This window comes from Streptomyces sp. NPDC051364 (assembly GCF_040682115.1).
Lineage (GTDB): Bacteria > Actinomycetota > Actinomycetes > Streptomycetales > Streptomycetaceae > Streptomyces.
The window spans coordinates 219,745-240,264 of the sequence record NZ_JBFBAH010000005.1; the positions used below are offsets into that span (position 1 = coordinate 219,745).

At 71.9% G+C, this 20,520-nt stretch carries 17 protein-coding genes, 1 tRNA gene and 1 pseudogene; 9 read left to right on the forward strand and 10 right to left on the reverse strand.

Features of this window, described 5'->3' with window-relative positions:
• Nucleotides 1-103 precede the first annotated feature (103 nt).
• Nucleotides 104-817, reverse strand: a complete 714-nt coding sequence (locus AB0M76_RS13055) for a TetR/AcrR family transcriptional regulator (RefSeq protein WP_365952942.1) — start codon at nt 815-817, stop codon at nt 104-106.
• A 245-nt stretch (nt 818-1,062) separates the two neighbouring features.
• Between AB0M76_RS13055 and AB0M76_RS13060 the strand changes: the two genes are divergently transcribed.
• Together AB0M76_RS13060 and AB0M76_RS13065 are read left to right on the forward strand one after the other, a co-directional pair.
• Entirely contained in the window at nt 1,063-2,340 is a 1,278-nt protein-coding gene (locus AB0M76_RS13060; protein WP_365952943.1) for a M6 family metalloprotease domain-containing protein, read from the forward strand.
• A gap of 77 nt (nt 2,341-2,417) precedes the next feature.
• Nucleotides 2,418-2,900 (forward strand): RidA family protein, encoded by a 483-nt coding sequence (locus tag AB0M76_RS13065; protein WP_266995104.1) that lies wholly within the window; start codon nt 2,418-2,420, stop codon nt 2,898-2,900.
• A 9-nt stretch (nt 2,901-2,909) separates the two neighbouring features.
• Here AB0M76_RS13065 and AB0M76_RS13070 read toward each other — a convergent pair whose 3' ends face one another.
• Both AB0M76_RS13070 and AB0M76_RS13075 read right to left on the reverse strand, forming a co-directional pair.
• Nucleotides 2,910-3,785, reverse strand: coding sequence for an FAD binding domain-containing protein (locus tag AB0M76_RS13070; RefSeq protein ID WP_365952944.1), 876 nt, complete (start codon nt 3,783-3,785; stop codon nt 2,910-2,912).
• A gap of 39 nt (nt 3,786-3,824) precedes the next feature.
• Nucleotides 3,825-4,244, reverse strand: a complete 420-nt coding sequence (locus tag AB0M76_RS13075; RefSeq protein WP_365952945.1) for a hypothetical protein — start codon at nt 4,242-4,244, stop codon at nt 3,825-3,827.
• Between the two features lie 720 nt (nt 4,245-4,964).
• On the opposite strand from AB0M76_RS13075, the gene AB0M76_RS13080 reads away from it, so the two are divergent.
• Complete coding sequence (locus AB0M76_RS13080; protein ID WP_365952946.1) at nt 4,965-6,008, forward strand: hypothetical protein; 1,044 nt, start codon at nt 4,965-4,967, stop codon at nt 6,006-6,008.
• Here AB0M76_RS13080 and AB0M76_RS13085 read toward each other — a convergent pair.
• Entirely contained in the window at nt 5,934-8,000 is a 2,067-nt protein-coding gene (locus AB0M76_RS13085) for a tetratricopeptide repeat protein (RefSeq protein ID WP_365952947.1), read from the reverse strand. The two genes, AB0M76_RS13080 and AB0M76_RS13085, sit on opposite strands and share 75 nt — an antisense overlap.
• Nucleotides 8,001-8,104: 104 nt before the next feature.
• The gene (locus AB0M76_RS13090) at nt 8,105-8,692 is read right to left on the reverse strand and encodes a hypothetical protein (RefSeq protein ID WP_365952948.1); all 588 of its coding nucleotides are present in this window, start codon (nt 8,690-8,692) and stop codon (nt 8,105-8,107) included.
• Nucleotides 8,693-8,975: 283 nt separating this feature from the next.
• Between AB0M76_RS13090 and AB0M76_RS13095 the strand changes: the two genes are divergently transcribed.
• Nucleotides 8,976-9,048 (forward strand) — tRNA-Arg (locus AB0M76_RS13095).
• Nucleotides 9,049-9,205: 157 nt separating this feature from the next.
• Here AB0M76_RS13095 and AB0M76_RS13100 read toward each other — a convergent pair.
• From AB0M76_RS13100 to AB0M76_RS13115, 4 genes are all read right to left on the reverse strand, one after another.
• Nucleotides 9,206-9,925, reverse strand: a complete 720-nt coding sequence (locus tag AB0M76_RS13100) for a sortase (RefSeq protein WP_365952949.1) — start codon at nt 9,923-9,925, stop codon at nt 9,206-9,208.
• Nucleotides 9,926-10,177: 252 nt separating this feature from the next.
• Nucleotides 10,178-10,381 (reverse strand): hypothetical protein, encoded by a 204-nt coding sequence (locus AB0M76_RS13105; protein ID WP_365952950.1) that lies wholly within the window; start codon nt 10,379-10,381, stop codon nt 10,178-10,180.
• Between the two features lie 131 nt (nt 10,382-10,512).
• Entirely contained in the window at nt 10,513-12,291 is a 1,779-nt protein-coding gene (locus AB0M76_RS13110) for an MFS transporter (RefSeq protein WP_365953190.1), read from the reverse strand.
• A 280-nt stretch (nt 12,292-12,571) separates the two neighbouring features.
• The gene (locus tag AB0M76_RS13115) at nt 12,572-15,535 is read right to left on the reverse strand and encodes a hypothetical protein (protein WP_365952951.1); all 2,964 of its coding nucleotides are present in this window, start codon (nt 15,533-15,535) and stop codon (nt 12,572-12,574) included.
• A 166-nt stretch (nt 15,536-15,701) separates the two neighbouring features.
• On the opposite strand from AB0M76_RS13115, the gene AB0M76_RS13120 reads away from it, so the two are divergent.
• The 3 genes from AB0M76_RS13120 (at nt 15,702) to AB0M76_RS13130 (ending at nt 18,025) form a co-directional block, all read left to right on the forward strand.
• Nucleotides 15,702-16,442: a GPP34 family phosphoprotein gene (locus AB0M76_RS13120; RefSeq protein ID WP_365952952.1), complete on the forward strand. Its 741-nt coding sequence runs from the start codon at nt 15,702-15,704 to the stop codon at nt 16,440-16,442.
• Nucleotides 16,443-16,705: 263 nt separating this feature from the next.
• Complete coding sequence (locus AB0M76_RS13125; protein WP_365952953.1) at nt 16,706-17,590, forward strand: helix-turn-helix transcriptional regulator; 885 nt, start codon at nt 16,706-16,708, stop codon at nt 17,588-17,590.
• A gap of 222 nt (nt 17,591-17,812) precedes the next feature.
• On the forward strand, nt 17,813-18,025 hold the full coding sequence (locus tag AB0M76_RS13130) for a DUF397 domain-containing protein (protein WP_133897754.1): 213 nt from the start codon (nt 17,813-17,815) through the stop codon (nt 18,023-18,025).
• Between the two features lie 217 nt (nt 18,026-18,242).
• Here the strand turns inward: AB0M76_RS13130 and AB0M76_RS13135 are convergent, their stop codons facing one another.
• Nucleotides 18,243-19,097, reverse strand: coding sequence for a hypothetical protein (locus AB0M76_RS13135; RefSeq protein ID WP_365952954.1), 855 nt, complete (start codon nt 19,095-19,097; stop codon nt 18,243-18,245).
• 98 nt (nt 19,098-19,195) lie between these two features.
• On the opposite strand from AB0M76_RS13135, the pseudogene AB0M76_RS13140 reads away from it, so the two are divergent.
• Nucleotides 19,196-19,384: pseudogene (locus AB0M76_RS13140) on the forward strand (PLP-dependent aminotransferase family protein); the annotation flags it as partial.
• Nucleotides 19,385-19,715: 331 nt separating this feature from the next.
• Nucleotides 19,716-20,498, forward strand: a complete 783-nt coding sequence (locus AB0M76_RS13145) for an SDR family oxidoreductase (protein WP_365952955.1) — start codon at nt 19,716-19,718, stop codon at nt 20,496-20,498.
• Nucleotides 20,499-20,520 lie beyond the last annotated feature (22 nt).

Below are 20,520 nucleotides of genomic sequence, written 5' to 3' on the forward strand. Positions count from 1 at the left end.
CTGCGGAATGACTGAAAAATGATGTTCAGGACGTTCAAGACATTTGACACGTTAAAGCTGTTTAAGCCGGGTTTGCGACGCTAGCGGGCGCAACCCGCGGGCGTCACATGGTTTTCTGCCTCAAGTCCTCGAGGGTGGCCGCCGAACCGGGCAGCCGGGAGCGGGCCGGGGCCTGCAACCCGTCCAGGAACAGCTGGAGATGACGGTGGACGAACCCGTCCACCGCGGAGCAGCTGATGCCCGGCAGGGGCCGGCTGAGCTGGGAGAGCGCGACCATCAGGTCGCCGACGCCGACGTCCGTACGGATCAGCCCGGCCTCCTGGCCGGCGGTCACCAGGGTCTCGACGGCTTCCGCCAAGGCCTCGCGGGCCGCGACGAGTTCGGGGTGCTCGCCGTCGAAGTCCCCGGCGAGCATGGGGCACAGGGCACCGATCCGCTCGTCCGCGGCGGCGTGCGTGAAACGGCACAGCGCGGCGAAGGCGTCGGGCTCCTCGGCGAGCGAGTCCTCGGCCTGGGCCGTGACCCGGTCCATGACGAAGAGCACGACGTGGTGGACCAGGGCGGCCCGGTCGGGGAAGTGCCGGTAGAGCGTGGCGTTGCCGATGCCCGCCCGGCGGGCGACCTCGTCGAACGGTGCGCCCGAGCCCAGCTCCACGAGCACCTCGCGCGCCGCCACCAGGATCCGCTCGCGGTTGCGGACGGCGTCCGCGCGCGGACGCGGGACCCGCGTGGCAGCGGCCTCCGCGCCCGTCAGGTCCACGGCCGCGGCCGCCTCCGGGGCGGCCGGAACCGCCGCGAGGGTGGTGGAGCGCGTCATTCGAGGCCTCCCTGGGCCTGGGACTCGTACCCACCCCCAAGCGGGGAGCCGGTCCCCGCTTTGCGGGACTCCCGTACAAACGGGGACTGCGTCCCCGGTTATTTCACTCTCATGTGTGACCTGGGTCATATCACGGTTCCCGTTCGGACGTACCCGACGCGCGGGCGCGCCGCAGCCGACGGAGGGTGATCGCACAGAGCGCAGTCCGGGCCCGGCCGGCTGCCGCGGACCCGAAGGCGATCTCCATGCCGCAGACCCGCCACCGGATACGCTCACCACGCCGCGCCTGCGCCTACATCGGCCTCACCGCGCTGGCCCTCGGTGTCACCGCCACCGCGAGCACCGGGATAGCCGACCGAGGCCGATCCGCGGCCGGGCCCGTGGCCACGAGCGCCGAGTCCGCGCTGGCGCCCTGCCGGATCACCGGCGCGATGGGCGTGCAGATGTCCGAGGGCATGCCGACCCCGCCCGGGTACTCCCGCTCGACCGGCGAGGTGCGGGCGCTGAACCTGATGATCGACTTCCCGGACGCCAAGGGCGAGGGCACGGCGCTGGACCGGCTCGCGGAGTTCTTCCCCCAGACCTCCGACTGGTTCCGCACCAGCTCCTACGGCCGCCTCACCTACCGCGCCGAGGCACCGATAAGGACCTGGCTGCGGATGCCGATGCCGTTCGCCGCGTACGGGATCGGGCGCGGCTCCGCGTACGAGCCGGGCTACCGGCAGCTCGTCGAGCACATCGCGAAGGCCGCCGACTCGGAGGTGGATTTCAGCCGCTACGACCTGGTCAACATCCTGGTCACGCCGAACGCCGGACCGTCCGCCCTGGACACCGTGCTCTCGGTGACCTTCTCCGGCAACGGCGAGGCCCCGATGGCCGACGGCGTGCCGCTCGCCAACACGTCCTTCGTCTACAGCCGCCAGGACGACGGCTCGGGCTTCTACCGGGAGACCGGCTACCGGGTGCTCCCCCACGAGAACGGGCACGTCTTCGGACTGCCCGACCTGTACACCTCCGACGGCGGGGGCGCGGTCGGGCACTGGGACATCATGAGCGAGGACTGGGGCGCCAACAACGACCTGCTGGGCTGGCACAAGTGGAAGCTGGGCTGGCTGGACGGCTCGCAGATCAGCTGCGCCTCGAAATCCGGCGTCAGCGACCACACCCTGAACCCGCTCGGAGTGGAGGGCGGCACGAAGCTGGCCTTCGTACCGGTGTCGGAGAGCGCCGGGTACGCGGTGGAGGTGCGCACCCAGAGCGGGAACGACGAGGCCGTCTGCAAGCCCGGCGTACTGATCTACAAGGTGGACTCCCAGGTGGACACCGGGCGCGGGCCCGTGACCGTCTCGGACAGCGTGAACGGCAGCGGCGGCTGCACCCGGCGGCCCAACGTGCACGGAGAGCTGTCGGACGCGCCGTTCCGGCCGGGCGAGACCTTCACGGACGACAAGGCGGGCATCAGCGTCTCGGTGGTGGGCGAGCTGCGCAACGGCAGCTTCCAGGTCCGGATCACCCGCCCCTGAGTCCTGAGTCCTGAGTCCTGAGTCCCCGGTCCTGAGTCCGGACAGTTGCAGGCCACGAGAACTCAAGGAGACACAGGATGACAACCGGCACCCCCGAAGAGCGGCTCGCCGCGGCCGGGCTCAGCCTTCCGAAGACCCTGGCCCCGCTGGGCGCGTACGTGCCCGCCCTGGTCAACGGGCACTACGTGTACACCTCCGGCCAGCTCCCGATGGTCGACGGCGCATTGCCGCTGACCGGCAAGGTCGGGGCCGAGGTCAGCGCGGAGCAGGCCAAGGAGCTGGCCCGGCAGTGCGCGCTGAACGCGCTCGCCGCGATCGCTTCGGTCGCCGGTGACCTGTCCGCCGTCAAACGCGTGGTCAAGGTGGTCGGCTTCGTGGCCAGCGATCCGCGGTTCACCGGCCAGCCGGGCGTGGTCAACGGGGCCAGTGAGCTGTTCGGCACCGCCTTCGGCGACGCCGGCATCCACGTGCGCAGCGCGGTGGGCGTGGCGGTGCTGCCGCTGGACGCGCCGGTCGAGGTGGAGGTCGTCGTGGAGCTGCACACCCCGATGGGCGTCTGAGGCGCCGGGTCACGCGGCTCGGCCGGCCCGGTACTCCTCCCAGGTCCAGAGGAGCTGGCGGCGGGCCAGGACGCCGACGGCGTGGCGGCGGTAGCGGGCGGTGCCCCGGACGTCGTCGATCGGGTTGCAGGACGCGGCCGCGAGATCCCCGAACTGCTTCGCGATCGACGGGGTGATGACGTTGCGGGACTCCCAGAAGCCGCCCTCCTCCAGGGCTGCGGCCAGGAACTCCTCGGCCGTCTTCGCCCGGATCGGCGTGGGGGCCGCCGAGCCGATGCCCGTACGGACGGTCCGGGTCGCCGGGTGCAGGGCCAGGCCGAAGGCGCAGACGGCGATGACCATGGCGTTGCGGGTGCCGACCTTGGAGAACTGCTGGGGCCCGTCGGCCCTGGCCACGTGGACGGCCTTGATCAGTTCGTCGGGGGCGAGGGCGTTGCGCTTGACCCCGGTGTAGAACGCGTCGATCGGGATCAGCCGGGAGCCCCGTACGGACTCCACCTCGACCTGCGCGCCGGCCGCGAGGAGCGCCGGGTGCGCATCGCCCGCCGGGGACGCCGTACCGAGGTTGCCGCCGACGCTGCCGCGGTTGCGGATCTGCGGGGAGGCGACGGTGTGCGAGGCGAGGGCCAGACCCGGGAGTTCCGTACGGAGGTGCTCCATGATCTCCGTGTACGGGACGGAGGCGCCGAGCCGTACGACGTCCTCGCCGATCTCCCACTCCCGCAGCAGGCCGATGCGGTTCAGGTCCATGAGGTACTCCGGCCGGCGGTGGTCGAAGTTGATCTCGACCATCACGTCGGTGCCACCGGCGATGGGCACGGCGGCGGGGTGCTCGGCCTTGGCGGCGAGCGCCTCCTCCCAGCCGGCGGGGCGAAGGAAGTCCATGGGTGTCCCATGGACCGGGCCGTTCGACCTCAAACCGAATTAGGCGGAATTCCCCCGGCCATCGCGGTTCGGCGGGGATTGGTTGATGTTGAAATCCCGGCCCATGAAGACCTGACTGTGGCTGTGGAAGGTGCCGCCGCTGACCGTGTTCGCGATCGACGGCGTCTCCCGCCAGCCCGGGTTCACCTCGTCCAGCAGCTCCGTGAGCTCCCGTACGGCCACCTGATCGGACTCGAGGACGGTGCGCAGGCGGTCCCGCCAGCCCTCTTCGAGCTGCTCCGCGGCGGCTTCGTCGCCGTCGGCGCGGGCCAGGAGGAGCTCGGCGCGCGAGGAGCGGAGCTCCGCGTCCGTGCGCCCGAGGAGACGGGCCAGTCGCCCGCTCGTATAGGTCCACGCGTCCGACGCCATCAGCCCGATGATGGTCGTCGCCCCCGCGGTCACCAGTGCCGCCACATCCATGCAGGCCAGGCTAGCCGTAGGCTGGCGGCGGCGGGGGCGGATCAGGAAAGCGGGGGGCGCTGTGCGGCTGCGGACGGAGCGGGGGCTGCCGGACCGCCGGTGGCTCACGGTGCCGGCCGGGCGCACCGTCCTGGGCGTCGTCCACAACGTCACCTCGGCGACGCGGCTGCTCGACGTGCTCGCCGTCTTCGAGGGCGACCCGCGGGTGCGGGTGGTATTCACGTGCACCGGGTCGTCGGAGCTGGACGGCGGGGTCGCGGAATTCGCCGCCGCGCACGGCCTTTTTCTCATTCCGTGGGAAGAGGCACTTGCGCAGAAATTCGACCTGGCGGTGAGCACCAGCCGCGGTGGAGATCTGGAGGAGATTTCCGCACCGCTCATCGGCGCCCCGCACGGCGCCGGATACAATAAAAAACTCAGCCGGAATCCGGAATCCGGAATCCGGAATCCGGAATCCGGAATCCGGAATCCGGTGCAGGGGTTGGGGCCGGGGCGTTCGGGCTCTCCGCCGAGTGGCTGCTCCACGACGGTGAGGTCGTCCCGTCCGCCATCGTCCTCTCGCACGAGGAGCAGCACGCCCGCCTGCTCCGCGACTGCCCCGAGGCCGCCCCGTACGCCCACATAGCCGGCGACCCCTGCGCGGACCAGCTCGACGCCTCCGCTCCTTTCCGTACGGAATACCGCGCCGCACTCGGAGTACGGCCCGGGCAGAAACTCCTCTTGGTCACGTCCACCTGGGGCCCGGATTCCGTGCTGGGCGCCGCCCCCGATGCCGTACGCCGGGCCCTCGCCGAATTGCCGTACGACGAATACCGCGTCCTGGCCGCCGTCCATCCCAATGCCTGGTACGGCCACGGCGGCTGGCAGATCCGGAACTGGCTGAAGCCCTGCCTGCGCGCCGGGCTCATCCTGCCGCCGCCCGCCGGGGAGACCTGGAAGGCCGCGATCTGCGCCGCGGACGCCTTCCTCGGCGACCACGGCTCGCTCTCCCTGTACGCCGCCGCCCGCGGGCTGCCCGGGCTGCTCGCCTCCTTCGGCGCGGACACCGTCGCCCCCGGCTCTCCCATGGCCTGGCTCGGCGAGCGGCTGCCCCGCCTGGACCCGGTCCGCCCGCTGGCCGCCCAGCTGGCCGCGGCCGTCGCCCTGCCCTCCGCCGCGGCCCGCATCACCTCGCGCCCCGGCCGCTCGCTCGCCCTGCTCCGCACCCTCTGCTACCGCCATCTCGCCCTGCCCGAACCACAGTTCCCGTGCGTGCCGCGGCCCGTGGCGGTGCCGGAACCGGCCCCGCCGGGCACGCCGGTGGGTCCCGCGCTGTACGTCGACACCCGGGTCACCGGCCGGGAGGTGGCCGTACGCCGCTACCCGGCCGAGACACAGCGCGGGGCCGCCGCCCACCTGGGCGCCGACGTGCACGTGGTGGCCGACGCCGCCGAGCCGGATCCGCGGCTGCGCGCGCTCGCCGATGTGCTGGTGGCGCGGCCCGGGGCGGATCCGGCGGCGGTGCTCGCCCGGAACCCGGGGTGCGCCCTGGTGGCAGGGCCCGGGCCGCGGCTGGTGCTTCGGGACGGGCGGGAGTTCGGGGTGCCGGGCGGGGTGGATCCCGCGGTGGCAGCCTCGGCGCTGCTGGCCGTACTCGGCGAAGGCCTGGACCCGGCGGGGGAGTTCGCCCTCCGGGTCGGCGGCGCCGCCTCAGCCCTGCGCCTGCTCCGGGCCCCCGCGGGCGAGGCGGATCCGGGCTTCCTCGGCCCGGATGCTGCGCAGTGAACCGTACAGCTCCAGCGCCTCCTGCCAGTCGGCCCGCGCGGCCGCCGGGTCGCCGAGGGCCGCGCGTACGTCTCCCCGTACGAGCACGGCGTCGGCCCGGTTGAGCGCGGGCACGGCGAAGGCCTCCAGGGCTGCCGCGAGCGGTTCGACGGCCTCCTCGGGGCGTCCGGCCGCGAGGTGGGCCATGGCCTGGCGCAGCCGGGTCTTCGCCGCGTTCCCGGTGTCCGGCTCGGTGAGCGCCAGGAAGCCGCGCAGGGCCTCGGCCAGGTGCGCGGCGGACTGTTCGTGCCGGCCGGCCGCGCTCGCGGCGTTGCCCTGGTGGTACTCCAGCAGGGCGCGGCCGCGCGGGTGTTCCAGGTCGCCGAGGGCCGCCAGGGCCTGCCCGTACAGCTCGGCGGCCGCCTGCGGATCGCCCTGCGCGACCGCGATCCGGCCGAGCCCCTCCAGGGCGGAGGACTCGGTCCGGGCGTGCCCTCCGGTGCGGCGGGCGCTCTCGCGGGCGGCGTCGTACTGCGTGCGCGCCTCGTCGAGGTCCTCGGCGGAGCCGCGGTCGGTGAGGGCGAAGGCCAGCTCGAAGTGCATCCGGGCGAGGAGGAGCCCGTCGCAGTTGTCACTGGCGGCGTCGACGGCGAGCCGGGCGATGCGGATCCACAGGGCGTGATGGCCGCGGTCGAGGAACAGCCCGTGGACGGCCTCGGCGAGCAGGCAGAGCTGCGCCGGCTCGATCCCGGGCAGTTCGGCAACGGCGACGAGGTTGTTCCGGTCGGGCTCCAGCGCCTCCAGGGCCTCGCCCTTGTCGCGGAACACCCCGGTGAGCGGGCCGGGTTCGGCGAAGAGGGCGCCGGCCCGCCAGCGCCCGGAGATCCGCAGCTCGGCGGCGACCGCCTGGCGCAGGTACCAGTCGATGACGCGCGGCACGTCGGAGGGACCGGGGGCGGCCAAGATCTGGGCGTGGCCGTGCACGACCCCGTTCAGCCGGGAGCGCCGCGGCCCGGACCGCTCCAGCAGCCCGGCCGCGTAGAGGGGACCCCGTACGCCGGGTGCCAGCTCGTCGAGCAGGGCGTCGGCGAACTCCGGGGTGGGATGGACTCCCAGGAGGCGGAATCCGCGCTGCACCTGCGGGTCGAGGGCCTCGTACGCGAGGTCGAAGAGACGGCGGGGCATCTCGAGCGCCTCCAGGATGTTCTCCCGTGCGATCCGGGCCGCCAGCCCCTCGACCCCGTCGGACGCCGGATCGGCGGCGCGGGCCGCGGCGATGCGTACGACGTACGGCAGCCCCGCCGACGCCCGCAGCACCGTACGCAGCGCCTCCCCGGCCGGTACGTCCTGCCCCGCGACGGTGCGGAACAGCTCGGCGCACGCCTCCTCGTCCAGCTCCGGCACCGCGAGCCGCACCGGCAGCCGCCCCTCGACGGCACCGAGCCGGAACCTGCTGGTCAGCACCACCATGCTGGCCGGATGGCCGGGCAGCAGCCGCTCCACGTCCACCTGGGCGGCGGAGAGGACCCCGTCGAGGACGACGAGCGAGGGCAGCCCGGCGCTCAGACTCCGAAATCGCGCGGCCAACGCGGCTTCGGTGGATGGGAGTTCGGAACGGGGCGTGCCGAGCACCCCGATGAACGACTCGAGCACGGCGGCGGTCTCGGTGGGGTCTCCGAGCCCCTGGGGACTCATGTCGGCGTAGAACACCCCGCCAGGGAAGGCGTCTTTGCGCTGCTGCGCCCAGTGCAGAAGCAGCCCGGTCTTGCCGACCCCGACGGTGCCGTGCAGCAGCACCAGCAGCGGCGCCCCCTGGCCGTCCCGCCCGGCGAGCAGCCCGTCGAGCCGGTCCCGCAGGACCTCGCGGTCGACGAACCCGTCCGGCCCGAAGGGCAGCATGCGGGGCACAGGCGGAGCCATGGGCCCATGGTGGGCCACCCGGGAGTCCCGGCCCATGAAGACGGGGCCGTAGAAGGTGCCGCCGGAGATGTTGCTGCTCACCGAGTCGTCCACGGCCCGCAGTCTCCCAGCACCCCCACCGAAACGCCCCGCTCCCGCCGGATCATGGCCGATATCCGCCCCCGGACTACCTGTTGGCCGGAGACCTCATCGCGAAGTCAGGCCTGTTCCCAAGGCGCGGGATTCGGGCGACGGTACAGCCGCGCAAGGCCTGAGGCGCCCTGCCGCACCTCCTCCACCGATGCTGCGAAGGCCTCGGCCACAGGGGTGTCCGGCCGCTGTTCCCGTACGATCTCGGCGAATCTCGTCACGGTCGCCCCGGGCAGTTGCGTCACTGGCGCCTCGACGGCAGTGATCGCGTAAAGGGGAGGCTCGTCGTCGGAGAGTTCGAGCCGGGCTCGGGTGAGAACGCCTTCCGGCGTCACCGCCCAGTAGGCGCTGGGCGGCGCTTCCGCAGCGGGAAACAAGACGGTCGTCGCGGCGGCCTTCGCGAACCTCGCGGCGAGGTCGGACTCAAGCGGCTGATCAGCGACGTGCTCCTGGGCATAGACGTCCAGCGACCAGGCCACATCGCCGTGGACCGCCCGGTGTTCGCACGAGACGGGCGCATCCCAGTTCCGGAGGTCGGGGTCGCCGTCGGGGTCGGCCACTTCCACGTCACCGACCGCGATACCCAGGCATCCGGCCAGTGCGGCGGCCATGGCTTCGGGACTGACGGCGTCGACGGTGAGGAGGTTGTACGTCACGATGCGTCCCGTTGTAGATGGCGTGGGGCGCGTCGACCCCAGTTGGTCATCCGTGAAGCTGGTGGACGATGCTAAGCCAAGCGCTTTGATGATGCCGGGCCGATGCCGTCGGTCCAGTCGGCCCCGCGCGCCCGGGCTCGCACCTCGACGCGGGAGCGGGTCCCGGCGCGGCCCGTCACGGCCTGCGTCGGGCAGCGGGCACGGCTCGTGCACGGGCCGGCGTCGAGCCTCGCTTATGGGGGCGCATCCGTGGAGCGCGATCCGCTAGGCTGTCGGAGGTCAGGCCTTCGTAGCTCAGGGGATAGAGCACCGCTCTCCTAAAGCGGGTGTCGCAGGTTCGAATCCTGCCGGGGGCACGCGACTGTAGGGCCGGTTCGGAGGAGTGATCCTCCGAACCGGCCCTTTCGCATGCATGCAGCAGCTTCTCGCGGGTGGTACCGACCGTCTGACGGGTCATGGGCTCGGACACGGAGTTGCCGAGCGGCAGCTCCGGCGTCGGCGCGGGACGGCGGGTCAGGGGGCCAGGTCGGCGTAGAAGATGATGTTGTTCGTGCGGTGACCGTCCTTGATCTCGCCGCCGCAGGTCAGCAGGCGGAGTTCGGGGCGTTGCGTGTCGCCGTAGACCTTGCCGGTCGGGAAGTCCTTCTTGTTGACGTCCTCGATCTCGCGGATCTTGAACTTGGCGGTCTTGCCGTCCTCGCGCGGCACCTCGATGAGATCGCCGAGCTTGATCTTCTTGACGTCCTTCATCAGGGCCGGGCCGTGCCTGGTGTCGAAGTGCGCAACGAGGACGGAGACGCCCTTCTCGCCGGGGGTGACGCCCTCGGTCCACCAGCCGGGGCTGTTCGCGTCCGTGTCGGCGTTCGGCACGCCGAGCTCGCCGGTGGCTGCGTCCACCTTGAGGCCGACCATCTTCTTCGCGTCCACGCCCGCCGCGTCGATCTTCATGCCGGTCGGTTTCGACGGGGGGAGGGCCGTGGTGGTGTTCGCGACGGGAGCCGCGGAGGTGCTGCCGACCTTGGGGTCCGGGGGGAGCTTGGCACCACAGGCGGTCAGGGCGACCGTGACGGACGCCGCCAGGGTGGTCGTCACGATCACGCGGCGCGTGCGCGGCATGAGGTTCACGGTGCGCAGCGCCTCGCGCTCGATCGGCTTGGCCGCCATGGAAGGGGCGGAGGAGGCGGAGGGGGCGGCACCGGCGGCGACGGCCGCGGTACGGAAGGTGGCGCGCATGGGTGGTTCCCGTCGGGTCGGAGTCGCCTCTGGTCTCGGTCCGGGCCGACCACCCTTGGTGCGGTTCGCCCTGGCGACAACCCCGACGCTACGAGGGGCGCGTTGTGGCCATCCGTCGGCAATGTAACAGTTGTCCGGATCCTCGCCCGCAGCCCCGTAAAGGACCGAAGTCCCTGGTCGAAGACGTACGGAAGCCCTCCCGGCCGGAACCGGAAGGGCTGACGTCCATCGACTGGCGACGTGGGCGTGGGATCAGCTCAGACCTCTGCTGCGTTCGCCGATGCGGTCACCCTGCGGACTGCCGGCCCGCTTGAGGGCCGCCTTCGTGTGCGCTCCGCCCTTGACCTTGCTCCGCACCAGACCTTCGAAGCCGTGGCCTGCCGGGCGCGGCGGCCGATCCGGCTCCTGCGCCTGGTAAGCCTCTCGGAAATCCTGCTTCTGCTGCTCTTTGCTCATCCCGTCGTCAACTCCCTCGGGAAGCACCCAATCGGACTATTGGGATCGTATGCAGATATGCGGAGCAACGCACCCGGACCGTACGTAAAAACTCCCGATCCGCCCTCCCGATCCGCCCGGCTCGCTCCCGATCAGGGACGCTGCGCCTGCGCCGCCCCCGCCGCCCAGCGGGTCAGCTCCTCCGGGCACGGCGTCCCCCGCGGCAGCTGGTACTTCGCCGCCACCCGGTACACCCCGGGCCCCGGCGCCAGCAGCTCCGTCCACACATCGCCCGCGGTGTCGGGAGCGGCCTTGAAGAGGCACCCGGCCGTGTTCGCGTACTCCTTCGGCAGCGTGCCCGAGCCCGAGCCGCCGCCCCCGCTGCGCGCCTTCGAAGCGAACGTCTCCTGCGGCGGCGGCACCGGCTTGCCCGCGCCGTCCACCAGCCCCAGCCACGGCGAGTGCGGGATCCGTACGAGCACCCGCCCGGCCGCCTTCACGTCGACGACCAGCTGGTCCGCGCCCGCCCGCACCACCGTGGCCTGCCCGGACACCAGGTCCGTCGGCGCGTCCACCTTGAAGAGCCGCCAGTTCGCGTCGCCCCACACCTGTCGCAGGTACGGAAGCCCCCCGCGCACCAGCTTCGCCTCGTCCTCACCGCCCGAATCGGGTTTGTCGGCCGGCAGCACCACGTAGTGCACGGCCCAGCGGTCCAGCCACTCCCGGTAGCTGTCGGCCGTGAGGGTGTCGTCGTAGAAGAGCGGATTCCGCTCGAGGTCCGCCTGCCGGTTCCAGCCTCGCGCGAGGTTCACGTACGCGGGGAAGGCCGAGGACTCGCGGTGGCTGCTGGCCGGGACCACCTCGACCCGGCCGCGGTCGGCGCCCGCCCGCTTCAGCTGGTCGACCAGTGGGGCCAGCTCCCGGTTCCAGGCGGCCACCGGGGTGGTGCGGACGATGTCCGTGATGCTGTTGGCGGTGATCCAGATGTTGATCCCGGCGAACGCGAGCAGCACCGCGTACCAGTGCCGGGTGCGCGGGACCGTGTACGGGACGGCCGCGAGCAGCACGGCCCCGCCGAACAGCATGACCAGCCGGGTGACGTTCGAGCCGACCTGCGAGTCGATCGCCCAGGTCAGCAGCACCCCGAAGGCGTAGACCGCGGAGGCGATCCGGACGGTCTTCCACCGCTTCGGTACGAGGAACAGGATCGCCAGCCCGAAGAGGAACGGCGGCGCGGCCGAGCCGAGCTTCATGGGCTGCGTCCCGGAGAACGGGAACAGCCAGGCCGACAGCCCGACCACCGCCGCCGGGGCCAGCCCCAGCGCGTACGCCCCGGGGCGCCGCCCGGACAGGAACAGCGCGGCCGCGATCACCCCGAGGAACAGTCCGGCGACGGGGCTGGAGGCGGTCGCGAGCGCGGCGAGCGGGGCCGCCACCGCGGCCTTGGCCCAGCGCCGCTCCGCCCATTTGCGGGGCCAGCAGAAGACGGCGGCGACGGCACCGAGTGCGAACATCGCGCCGAGGCCGAAGGTCACCCGGCCGGACAGGGCGTTGCAGAGCAGCCCGTACACCCCGGCCAGGGCCGGCCACAGCGGCTCGCGGACGGTGCCGCGGCAGCGGGTCAGGATCAGCGCGAGCAGCCCGGCCGAGACCGTGCCGGCGACCATCATCGTGGTCCGCACGCCGATCATGTACATCACGTACGGGGACACCACGCTGTACGAGACGGGGTGCATGCCGCCGTACCAGGCGAGGTTGTACGCCGAGTCCGGATGGCGGCCGACGAACTCGGCCCAGGCGTCCTGCGCGGCCAGGTCGCCGCCGCTGTTGGCGAAGCTGAAGAACCAGACGACGTGCAGGACCGCGGCGAGCACGGTGGCGACCAGCACCGGGTGCCGGCGGGCCCACCCGAGGACCCCCGGGGTCCCTATGCCGCCGGGCGCGGGAGCCGGGACGGAGCCGGAAGCGGAGCCTGAGCCCGAGCCGGCCTCGGGCACACCGGATCCGCCGGCGGCGGCTGGTGCGCTCCGGCTCTGGCTCTGGCTCTGCTGTTCAGCAGTGGTCACTGCCGTGCTCCCCGGACTTCCCGGCACATCGATCGAACATCTGCGGCCCCTTCTCGGGTCCCGTTCCCGGGTCGCTAGACGCGCGACGGCGCCCCGGGGTTGCCCGGGGCGCCGAATCACGCGGTCAGCTCACCGATACCGGCGATCAGCCGACACGGGTCAGTTTGCTGCCGATGCCGGGCGCGGCGAGGTCACTCTGCAGCGCCACCGGCACCTTCACCTGGCTGGCCCCTTCGCCGACGGTCAGGACGCCGATCTCGGTGCCCGCCTTGGCGGTCTGCGGCAGCTTGCCGTCCCCGGCGCCGAGCTTGACGTTGACGGTGAGCGACGGCCAGCCGACCGCCTCCACGTCAGCGGTCGCGATGACCGGGGTGTGCCCGCCGAGGCCGTCGTCCACGTACCCGACGACATCGCCCTTCTTCACGACGGGTGCGTTCACCAGCATCTTCTGCGTGGCCAGCATGACCTGCTTGCTCGCCGCGATCGCCGTGTCGAGGATCGGGACGCCGTACTGGCCGAGCACCGCGCCGACGATCAGCTGCCTGGTCTTGCCGACCTGCTTCTCGGCGGCGAAGAGCAGGTTGCCTCCGGCCTTGGTGGTGGAGCCGGTCTTGATGCCGAGCGCACCGTTGCCCGGGATGAGGGTGTTGTAGTTGCGCCACTTCTTGCCGGACGGGTCGACCCATTCCGGCAGCTTGGTGATCGCGACCAGCTCCGGCATCTCCACGACCTTGAGACCGAGCTTGACCTGGTCCTCGGCGGTGCTGACCGTCGTCGCGTCCAGGCCCGAGGGGTCCGTGTACGTGGTGTTGGTCATGCCGAGTTCCTTGGCGGCGTCGTTCATCTTCTTGACGAACGCGTCCTGGTCGCCGCCGGCGTCCCAGCGCGCGAGCAGCCGCGCGACGTTGTTGGCCGAAGGGATCATGATCGCGGCGAGGGCGTTGTACTCCGAGATCTTGCCGCCCGCCTTGAGCGTGTCGACCGTGGACTCGCCCTCGGAGCTCTTCGCGCCGTCCTCGACCGCCGTCTTGTCGACGTCGATCATCGGACCCTGCTCCCCCTTCTTGAGGGGGTGGTTCTTCAGGATCACGTACGCCGTCATCGTCTTCGCGACGCTGCCGATGGCGATCGGCTTCTGCTCGCCGAAGCTTCCGACGGTGCCGAGGCCCGCGGCGGCCATGTAGCCCTGGCCCTCCTTCGGCCAGGGCAGGACCGGGTTGCCGCCGTCGAAGGTGTACGAGGACTTCGCAGTCATCGTGAGCTTCGGCTCGGGCAGCGGGCGCACGAGCTGGACGACGGCGAGGATGACCGCGAGGAGCGCGACGAGCGGGGCGTAGATCTTGAACCGCCGCACTGCGGTGCGCATCGGGCTCGGCGGCGGGGGCGGGTTGTTGGTCAGGTCCGCGAGCATGTCGAGCGGCGGCTTGGGCGGCAGCGGCTGCTGCGTGGTCCGCTCGGTGTGCTCGGGGACGACCGGCTTCGGGACGACCGGCTTCGGGGCGGCGGGCGCCGGGGCCTGGGCGGCCGGCGATGCCGAAGCCGAAGCCGCGGGCTTGGCCGCCGGGCCCTCGTCCTTGCGCAGCGGCACGAACGTACTGGCCCTCTCCCCTCCGACCGCCTTCGGCGGCGCAGGGCGGGAGGCGGCGGGCTCCTCCGGGGCAGGGGCCGATGCCTTGGGCGACGCCTTCGCGTCCGGAGCCTTCGCGTCCGGAGCCTTCGTGTCAGGCTTCACGGCCCGGAACACGGCGGTGCGCTCGCTGTCCGCCGACTCGCCGGAAGCCTTGCCGGCGGCGGGAGCCTTCGCGGCACCCGAGGCGGAATCCAGCTTCGGAGCCCGGAAGACGGCAGTGCGCTCGCTGTCCCCCGCATCCGCGGGGGCCGCGCCCTTGGCGTCACCGGAAGCGGAACCCCCGGCAGGGCTTCGGTCACCGTCGACCGGCTTCACGGCGCCGGACGCCGAGGCACCCGTACCGCTTCCCGGCTTCACGGCGCGGAAGACCGCGGTGCGCTCGCTGTCGGCCGGTTCCTTGGCAGCGGCTTCTGCCGGCTTGTCCGCAGCGGCGTCCGTACGGCCCTTGGCCGAAGCGGAAGCGGACGGGGACCCCGAGCCCGGCTTCACGGCGCGGAAGACCGCGGTGCGCTCGCTGTCGGCCGGTTCCTTGGCAGCGGCTTCTGCCGACTTGTCCGCAGCGGCGTCCGTACGGCCCTTGGCCGAAGCGGAAGCGGACGGGGACCCCGAGCCCGGCTTCACGGCGCGGAAGACCGCAGTGCGCTCGCTGTCGGCCGGCTTCTCGGCAGCAGCCGGCTTGTCCGCGGCCGGCGCCGAACCGGAACCCGCGCGCGCGGCTTCCGCGGGCTTGTTCGCGGCGGAATCGTCCGAGCCGCCCCGGAAGGGAGCCGAGGACGGCTTCCCGGCCGGCGCATCGGCGGCAGCCGGCTTCGCAGCGGCGGAAGCGGAGGCCGAACCTGCGTTCGGGGCGCGGAACACCGCGGTGCGCTCGCTGTCGTCCGCCGGCTTCGCGGCCGCGGAAGCGGAAGCCGAGCCCGGCTTCTCGGCCGGTGCATCGGCAGCAGCCGGCTTCGCAGCCGCGGACGCGGTGGCATCCGTACCGCCCTTGGCGGAGGCCGACTCCGAGCGCGGCTTCTCGGCGTCCGACGGCTCGTCCGCAGAAGCGGAGTCCGAGTCGGAAGCGGAATCGGCGGCGGAAGCGGAGTCGGAAGCGGAGACATCCGCCGGTTTCGGCGCGCGGAAGACCGCGGTGCGCTCGCTGTCGGCCGCGGGCTCGGCCTCGGCCTCGGCCTCGGAGTCCACCCGTCCGGAGGACCCGGCGCCCGGCTTCGGCTCCGCGGCGGAGCCGTCGGCTTCCGCGTCGGTCGTCGCCACCCAGGCCGCCACCGCCTCGCGCAGCGGATCCCGGCTGTTGCCCTCGCCGGAGGCGGAGCCGGAGCCGGAGCCGGAGCCGGAGGCGGTCCCGGACTCGGGTTCCCGCGGCCGGAACACAGACAACCTCGGGTCACGCTCCGCGGAGGACATCGCCGCCCCCGACGCTCCTTCATCAACCGACTTGTCGGGGGACTCGCCCGCCACCAGTTCCTCCTCGATCGCCACCACGTCCGGCTGTCCGAATGTCTAACAGTGTCCCGTCTAGGGAGCATCGCCCCCGCGCTAGACGAGAACGACATAGTTGCCGGTTCCCCCACAAAGCGACCAGGCGCTCTCGACAGATGAATGTGAGAGGCGTCACCCTGTCACTCATCCACGCGGGGAGGCATGGATGGGCAGGAGCCGCAGAACAATTCCGGAGGAGCTTCTGCTGCTCGCTTTGGACCCGACCACGGGTACCACGGCGCAGCCGCAGTCGCTCGACCTCGGCCTGGCCGGGGCACAGCTAGTAGAGCTGGCTCTGGCAGGACGGATAGCCCCTGACGGGGATCGTATCGCCGTGGTGATGCCACGGCCGACAGGAGATCCGACTCTGGACTCCGCACTGGAACTGCTGCGCAGGCGCGGCAGCCCGGTACGGGCCGTCCACTGGATCGGTGGACCCCGGTTGGGGCTCCGCCAGATTTACCTCGCTCATCTGGAGCGTTGCGGCATGGTGCATGCCGTCGCGGGACAGATGTGCGGAGTGCTGCCGACGACTCGCTACCAGGCGACCGACACGGCGATCAGCCGGGAGATCCGCGCCCGGCTCGACAGTGCGATCCGCACCGGCGTACCGCCGGACCCGCGGACCGCGGCGCTCGCCGCACTGGCCCACGCGGTCGGACTCGGCAAGCACCTGTACCCCGGCAACGAGGGGCGGTCGTCCAGGTCCCGGCTGCGGGATCTGATCCGGCACGACCCGATGGGCGGACTCGTGGCGCATGCCGTCATGGACGTCCAGAACGGTGTGGCTGCGCAGCCGCGCCGTGACCGCGCGCCGGTGGCACCGCCGCCAGCCCGGGCCACGGCGAACGGCGTTCCGCTGCAGGCACGCCGGACGGGAGCGATGGCCCGCGCGGCCGCGCACTGATCCACGGCTTCACCGATTCACGGATTCACGGCACTACGGATTCACCGCTCCACCGAACCGCCATCGCCGCAACCGGCGTCCCCGATGACCCGGTTCGGGAGCCGCCAGCGCGCGGGATGGCGAGGCCGGTCCGCCGGCCCCGCCGTCCCGCGCGTCTGCGTTTCCGGGCCGTTCTCCGGCGCCGCCCCGCCCTTCGGTGGCAGTCTGCTCACCATCAGACACGCAGAGAGACAGAACCAGAAGAAGGCGGAGGTGCCGTTCAAGTGGCGTCCAATGTCAATCCCACCGTCCGACGCCGCCGACTGGGCATGGAGTTGCGCAAGCTCCGCGAAGACAAGGGCATGACGGCCGAGCAGGTCGCCGAGCGCCTGCTCGTCTCCCAGTCGAAGATCAGCAGGCTGGAGAACGGCCGCCGTTCCATCAGCCAGCGCGACGTCCGCGACCTGTGCGACGTGTACGAGGTCGAGGACCGCCGGCTCGTCGACTCCCTCATGCAGATGGCCAAGGACTCCCGCCAGCAGGGCTGGTGGCACGCCTTCGGCGACATCCCGTACAGCGTCTACATCGGCCTCGAGACCGATGCCGCGAGCCTGCGCACCTACGAACCCCAGATGGTGCCCGGCCTGCTCCAGACCCCGGAGTACGCCCAGGCCCTCATCCGCGGCGCGCTGCCCGAGACGGCCCCGGTCGACGTGGAGAAGCGCGTCCAGGTGCGGATGCACCGGCAGAAACGGCTCTCCGCGACGGACAACAACAACCCGGAGGTCGGGCCGCTGCGGCTGTGGGCGGTCATCGACGAGGCCGCGCTGCGCCGGCACGTGGGCGACCCCCAGCTGATGATCAGGCAGCTCGAGTACTTGATAGAGCAGTCCGAGCAGCCGTACATCACGGTGCAGGTGATGCCGTTCTCGATGGGCGCCCATCCGGGCGTGAACGGCCAGTACGCCATCCTGGAATTCCCGGATGCGTCCGATTCGACGGTCGTCTACATCGAGGGCGTGACGAGCGATTTGTACCTGGAGAAGGCCAACGACGTTCAGAAGTACAGCGTGATGTACGAGCACCTGCGCGCGCAGGCGCTCAATGTGGAACAGACGCGCCAGTTCATCGCCGAGATCATCGGCGAGTATGCGGGCAAGGGGAAGTAAAAGCGGAGGCAGCGGACACCGCGTTGGCGGGCAGGTGGCGAGGGGGGCCGGTACGGTACACCGTCGCTCCCCGGCCACAGAAGTCCTGAATGGAATATGCCACTCGGTCGGGTGAATGACCCCTTCAGCGGCCGGAAGGTGCCGGTAGCGTCGATCACGTCGGTCAGGGAAACCGAAATGACCGACACCTCACTGGCACAACTCGCTGAACCGGAGTGAAACATGGCTATTCGTCAGGGCGCCACGGACAACTGGACCAAGTCCTCCTACTCCGGCGGAAACGGCGCTTGCGTCGAGGTCAAGTCCCCCGTCATGGAGGCCATCGCGGTGCGCGACTCGAAGGTGCAGGACGGTCCGTCCCTCACCTTCGCGCCGGGCTCCTGGACCTCGTTCGTGGCCGACGTCACCGAGGGCCGGCTGGGGCGCCTCGCCTGAACGTCACGGCGTACCCCACCGATCCTCTCTCTGCACCACGCGCAACAACTGCGTTACAGGAACCACCTGCACCACACGCACCACCTGCACCACTGACTGAAGCCCTCTCGACTGGCCCGCCGTCCCGGCCGAGGGGGCTCGGCCATGTCCGGGTCCAGGTCCGGTTCCGGCTCCGGATCCGGCTCCGGTTCCGGTTCCACTTCCGGCTCGTCTCCGGCTAGCGGAGCTCGCTCACGTACCGGTCCGTCCCCGGCACCGTCGGGATGAACGGCGCCACCAGCTCCACCCGCCCCAGCCCGGCCTCGGCGACCTCGGTGTCCAGCCCCCGGAACCCGTCCCAGCAGGTGCGCGGATCGGCCTCCAGGAACCACAGCAGCGTCAGCCGGGTGTCGACCCCCTCGACCTGCTTGACGTACGTCATCCGGTCGCCGGGCAGCGGGGTCGGCCGGAAGACCGTCACCATCGCGGCCGGCGAGCCGTGCAGCCGCTTCGGCAGGGCGCGCGAGCGCAGCCACTCCAGCAGTTCCTCCCGCCGTTCGGGCCCGTCGGCATCGACGACCTGGACGACGAGGCCGGCGTACGGGTGGTCGAGGGCGTGGAAGTCCCGCGGGCCGGCGGCCCCGTCGCGGTAGACCGTGGCCTCGTGGTCCTGGAAGGACGTGAAGACGTGGGTGCGGTCCTGGTAGACGCGGCCGTCCCGGTTGAGCCGCCTGTTGATGCCGACGGTCCACTTCATGTGCTCGTCGTAGCGGCCCTCGGTGACCCAGTACGTGGAGATGTAGCACCCGGCGGTGACGGGCTGGGCGACGGCGGACTTCTCCGGGTAGCGCATTTCCCGGAGTTCGCGGGTGGCGACCCAGCGGCGGCCCGCGTACATCCAGGGCATGGCCATCGCGCCGGCGTAGTAGTGGTCGTCCTCGTACCAGCGGTTGTACGCGTACTCGTGGCCCGGGTGCGGTTCGACCATGGTGATCAGCGCATGGCCGGGCCGGACGCCGTACGGGCCCACGGCCGCCAGCTCGGCGTAGGTGTCGGGTTGGGTGTCCTGGCTCTCTCGGTTCTCCGTCGTCATGGGGAACGGTCTAGCTGATGCCACGTCAGATGGGGAGGGGGTGCGCTGCGTTCCACTCCCTGACGTGTAGGTGCCGTATGCATCTTTTCGTGGCCAGGATGCGCCCACCCGCCTCCCCCGAAGGAGTACCCGTGCCGTCCACCGCCGCCGCCCTGCCTTCGCCGCCGCCCGCCTTCGCCGCCCGCGCCCGCGACGTCGGCGGCTCGCCCATCCGCGAGATCCTCGCCCTGACCGCACGCCCCGGGGTGATCTCCTTCGCCGGCGGCCTGCCCGCCCCGGAGCTCTTCGACACCGAAGGCCTGCGGGCCGCGTACGACGCCGCGTTCGCGGCATCGGCCCGCCGGGCGCTCCAGTATTCGACCACCGAGGGCGCGCCGGAGCTGCGGAGCGGCGCCCCCGCGCTGCAACCTGGCCAGCCGGGTCGTCGCGATCAGCGGCACCATCTGCACTGAGGGCGTCAAGGGCGCGATGAAGTTCACCGCCAGCCGCACCTGAGCCGCACCTGAGCCCACCGAAGGCCGGGCCGGGCCCGGCCCGATCCGCCCCTTCCCTCCTCGGCGCCACGCCCGTAATCTGACGCCCCGTCACTTACAGGGCCCGGCGCCGGGAGGCACGCACATGCTGCTGCAAGGGAAGACCGTCATCGTCTCCGGCGTCGGGGCCGGGCTCGGCCACCAGGTCGCCGCCGCCGTCGTACGGGACGGCGGGAACGCCGTGCTCGGGGCACGGACCGAGGCCAATCTGGCCAAGTCCGCCGCCGAGATCGACCCCGACGGACGGCACACCGCGTACCTGCCGACCGACATCGGCGACGAGGCACAGTGCGCCGCCCTGGCCGAGCTGGGGCGGGACCGGTTCGGCGGGATCGACGCCGTCGTGCACGTCGCCGCCTGGGACTCGTACTTCGGCGGGCTCGAAGACGCCGACTTCGGCACCTGGCAGCAGATCATCGACGTCAACCTGCTGGGCACCCTCCGCATGACCCGCGCCTGCCTGCCCGGTCTCAAGGAGCGCGGCGGGTCCGTCGTCATCATCGGGACGCAGTCCGCCGTCGCCGCGCCCAACGAGGTGCAGCAGGCCGCGTACGCCGCCTCCAAGGGGGCGCTGACCTCCGCGATGTACTCCATGGCCCGCGAGCTCGGCCCGCACCGGATCAGGGTCAACACCGTGCTGCCCGGTTGGATGTGGGGGCCGCCCGTGCAGGCGTTCGTGACCTTCACCGCGCACACCGAGGGAGTCCCCGAAGCCGAGGTGCACGCCCGGCTCACCGAGCGGATGGCGCTGCCCGACCTTGCCACGGACGGGGACGTCGCCGACGCCGCCGTGTTCCTCGCCTCCGACCGGGCGCGGGCGATAACCGGCCAGTCCCTGCTGGTCAACGCCGGTGAGCTGATGCGATGAGCCACCTCGCGGCCGGGGCGTC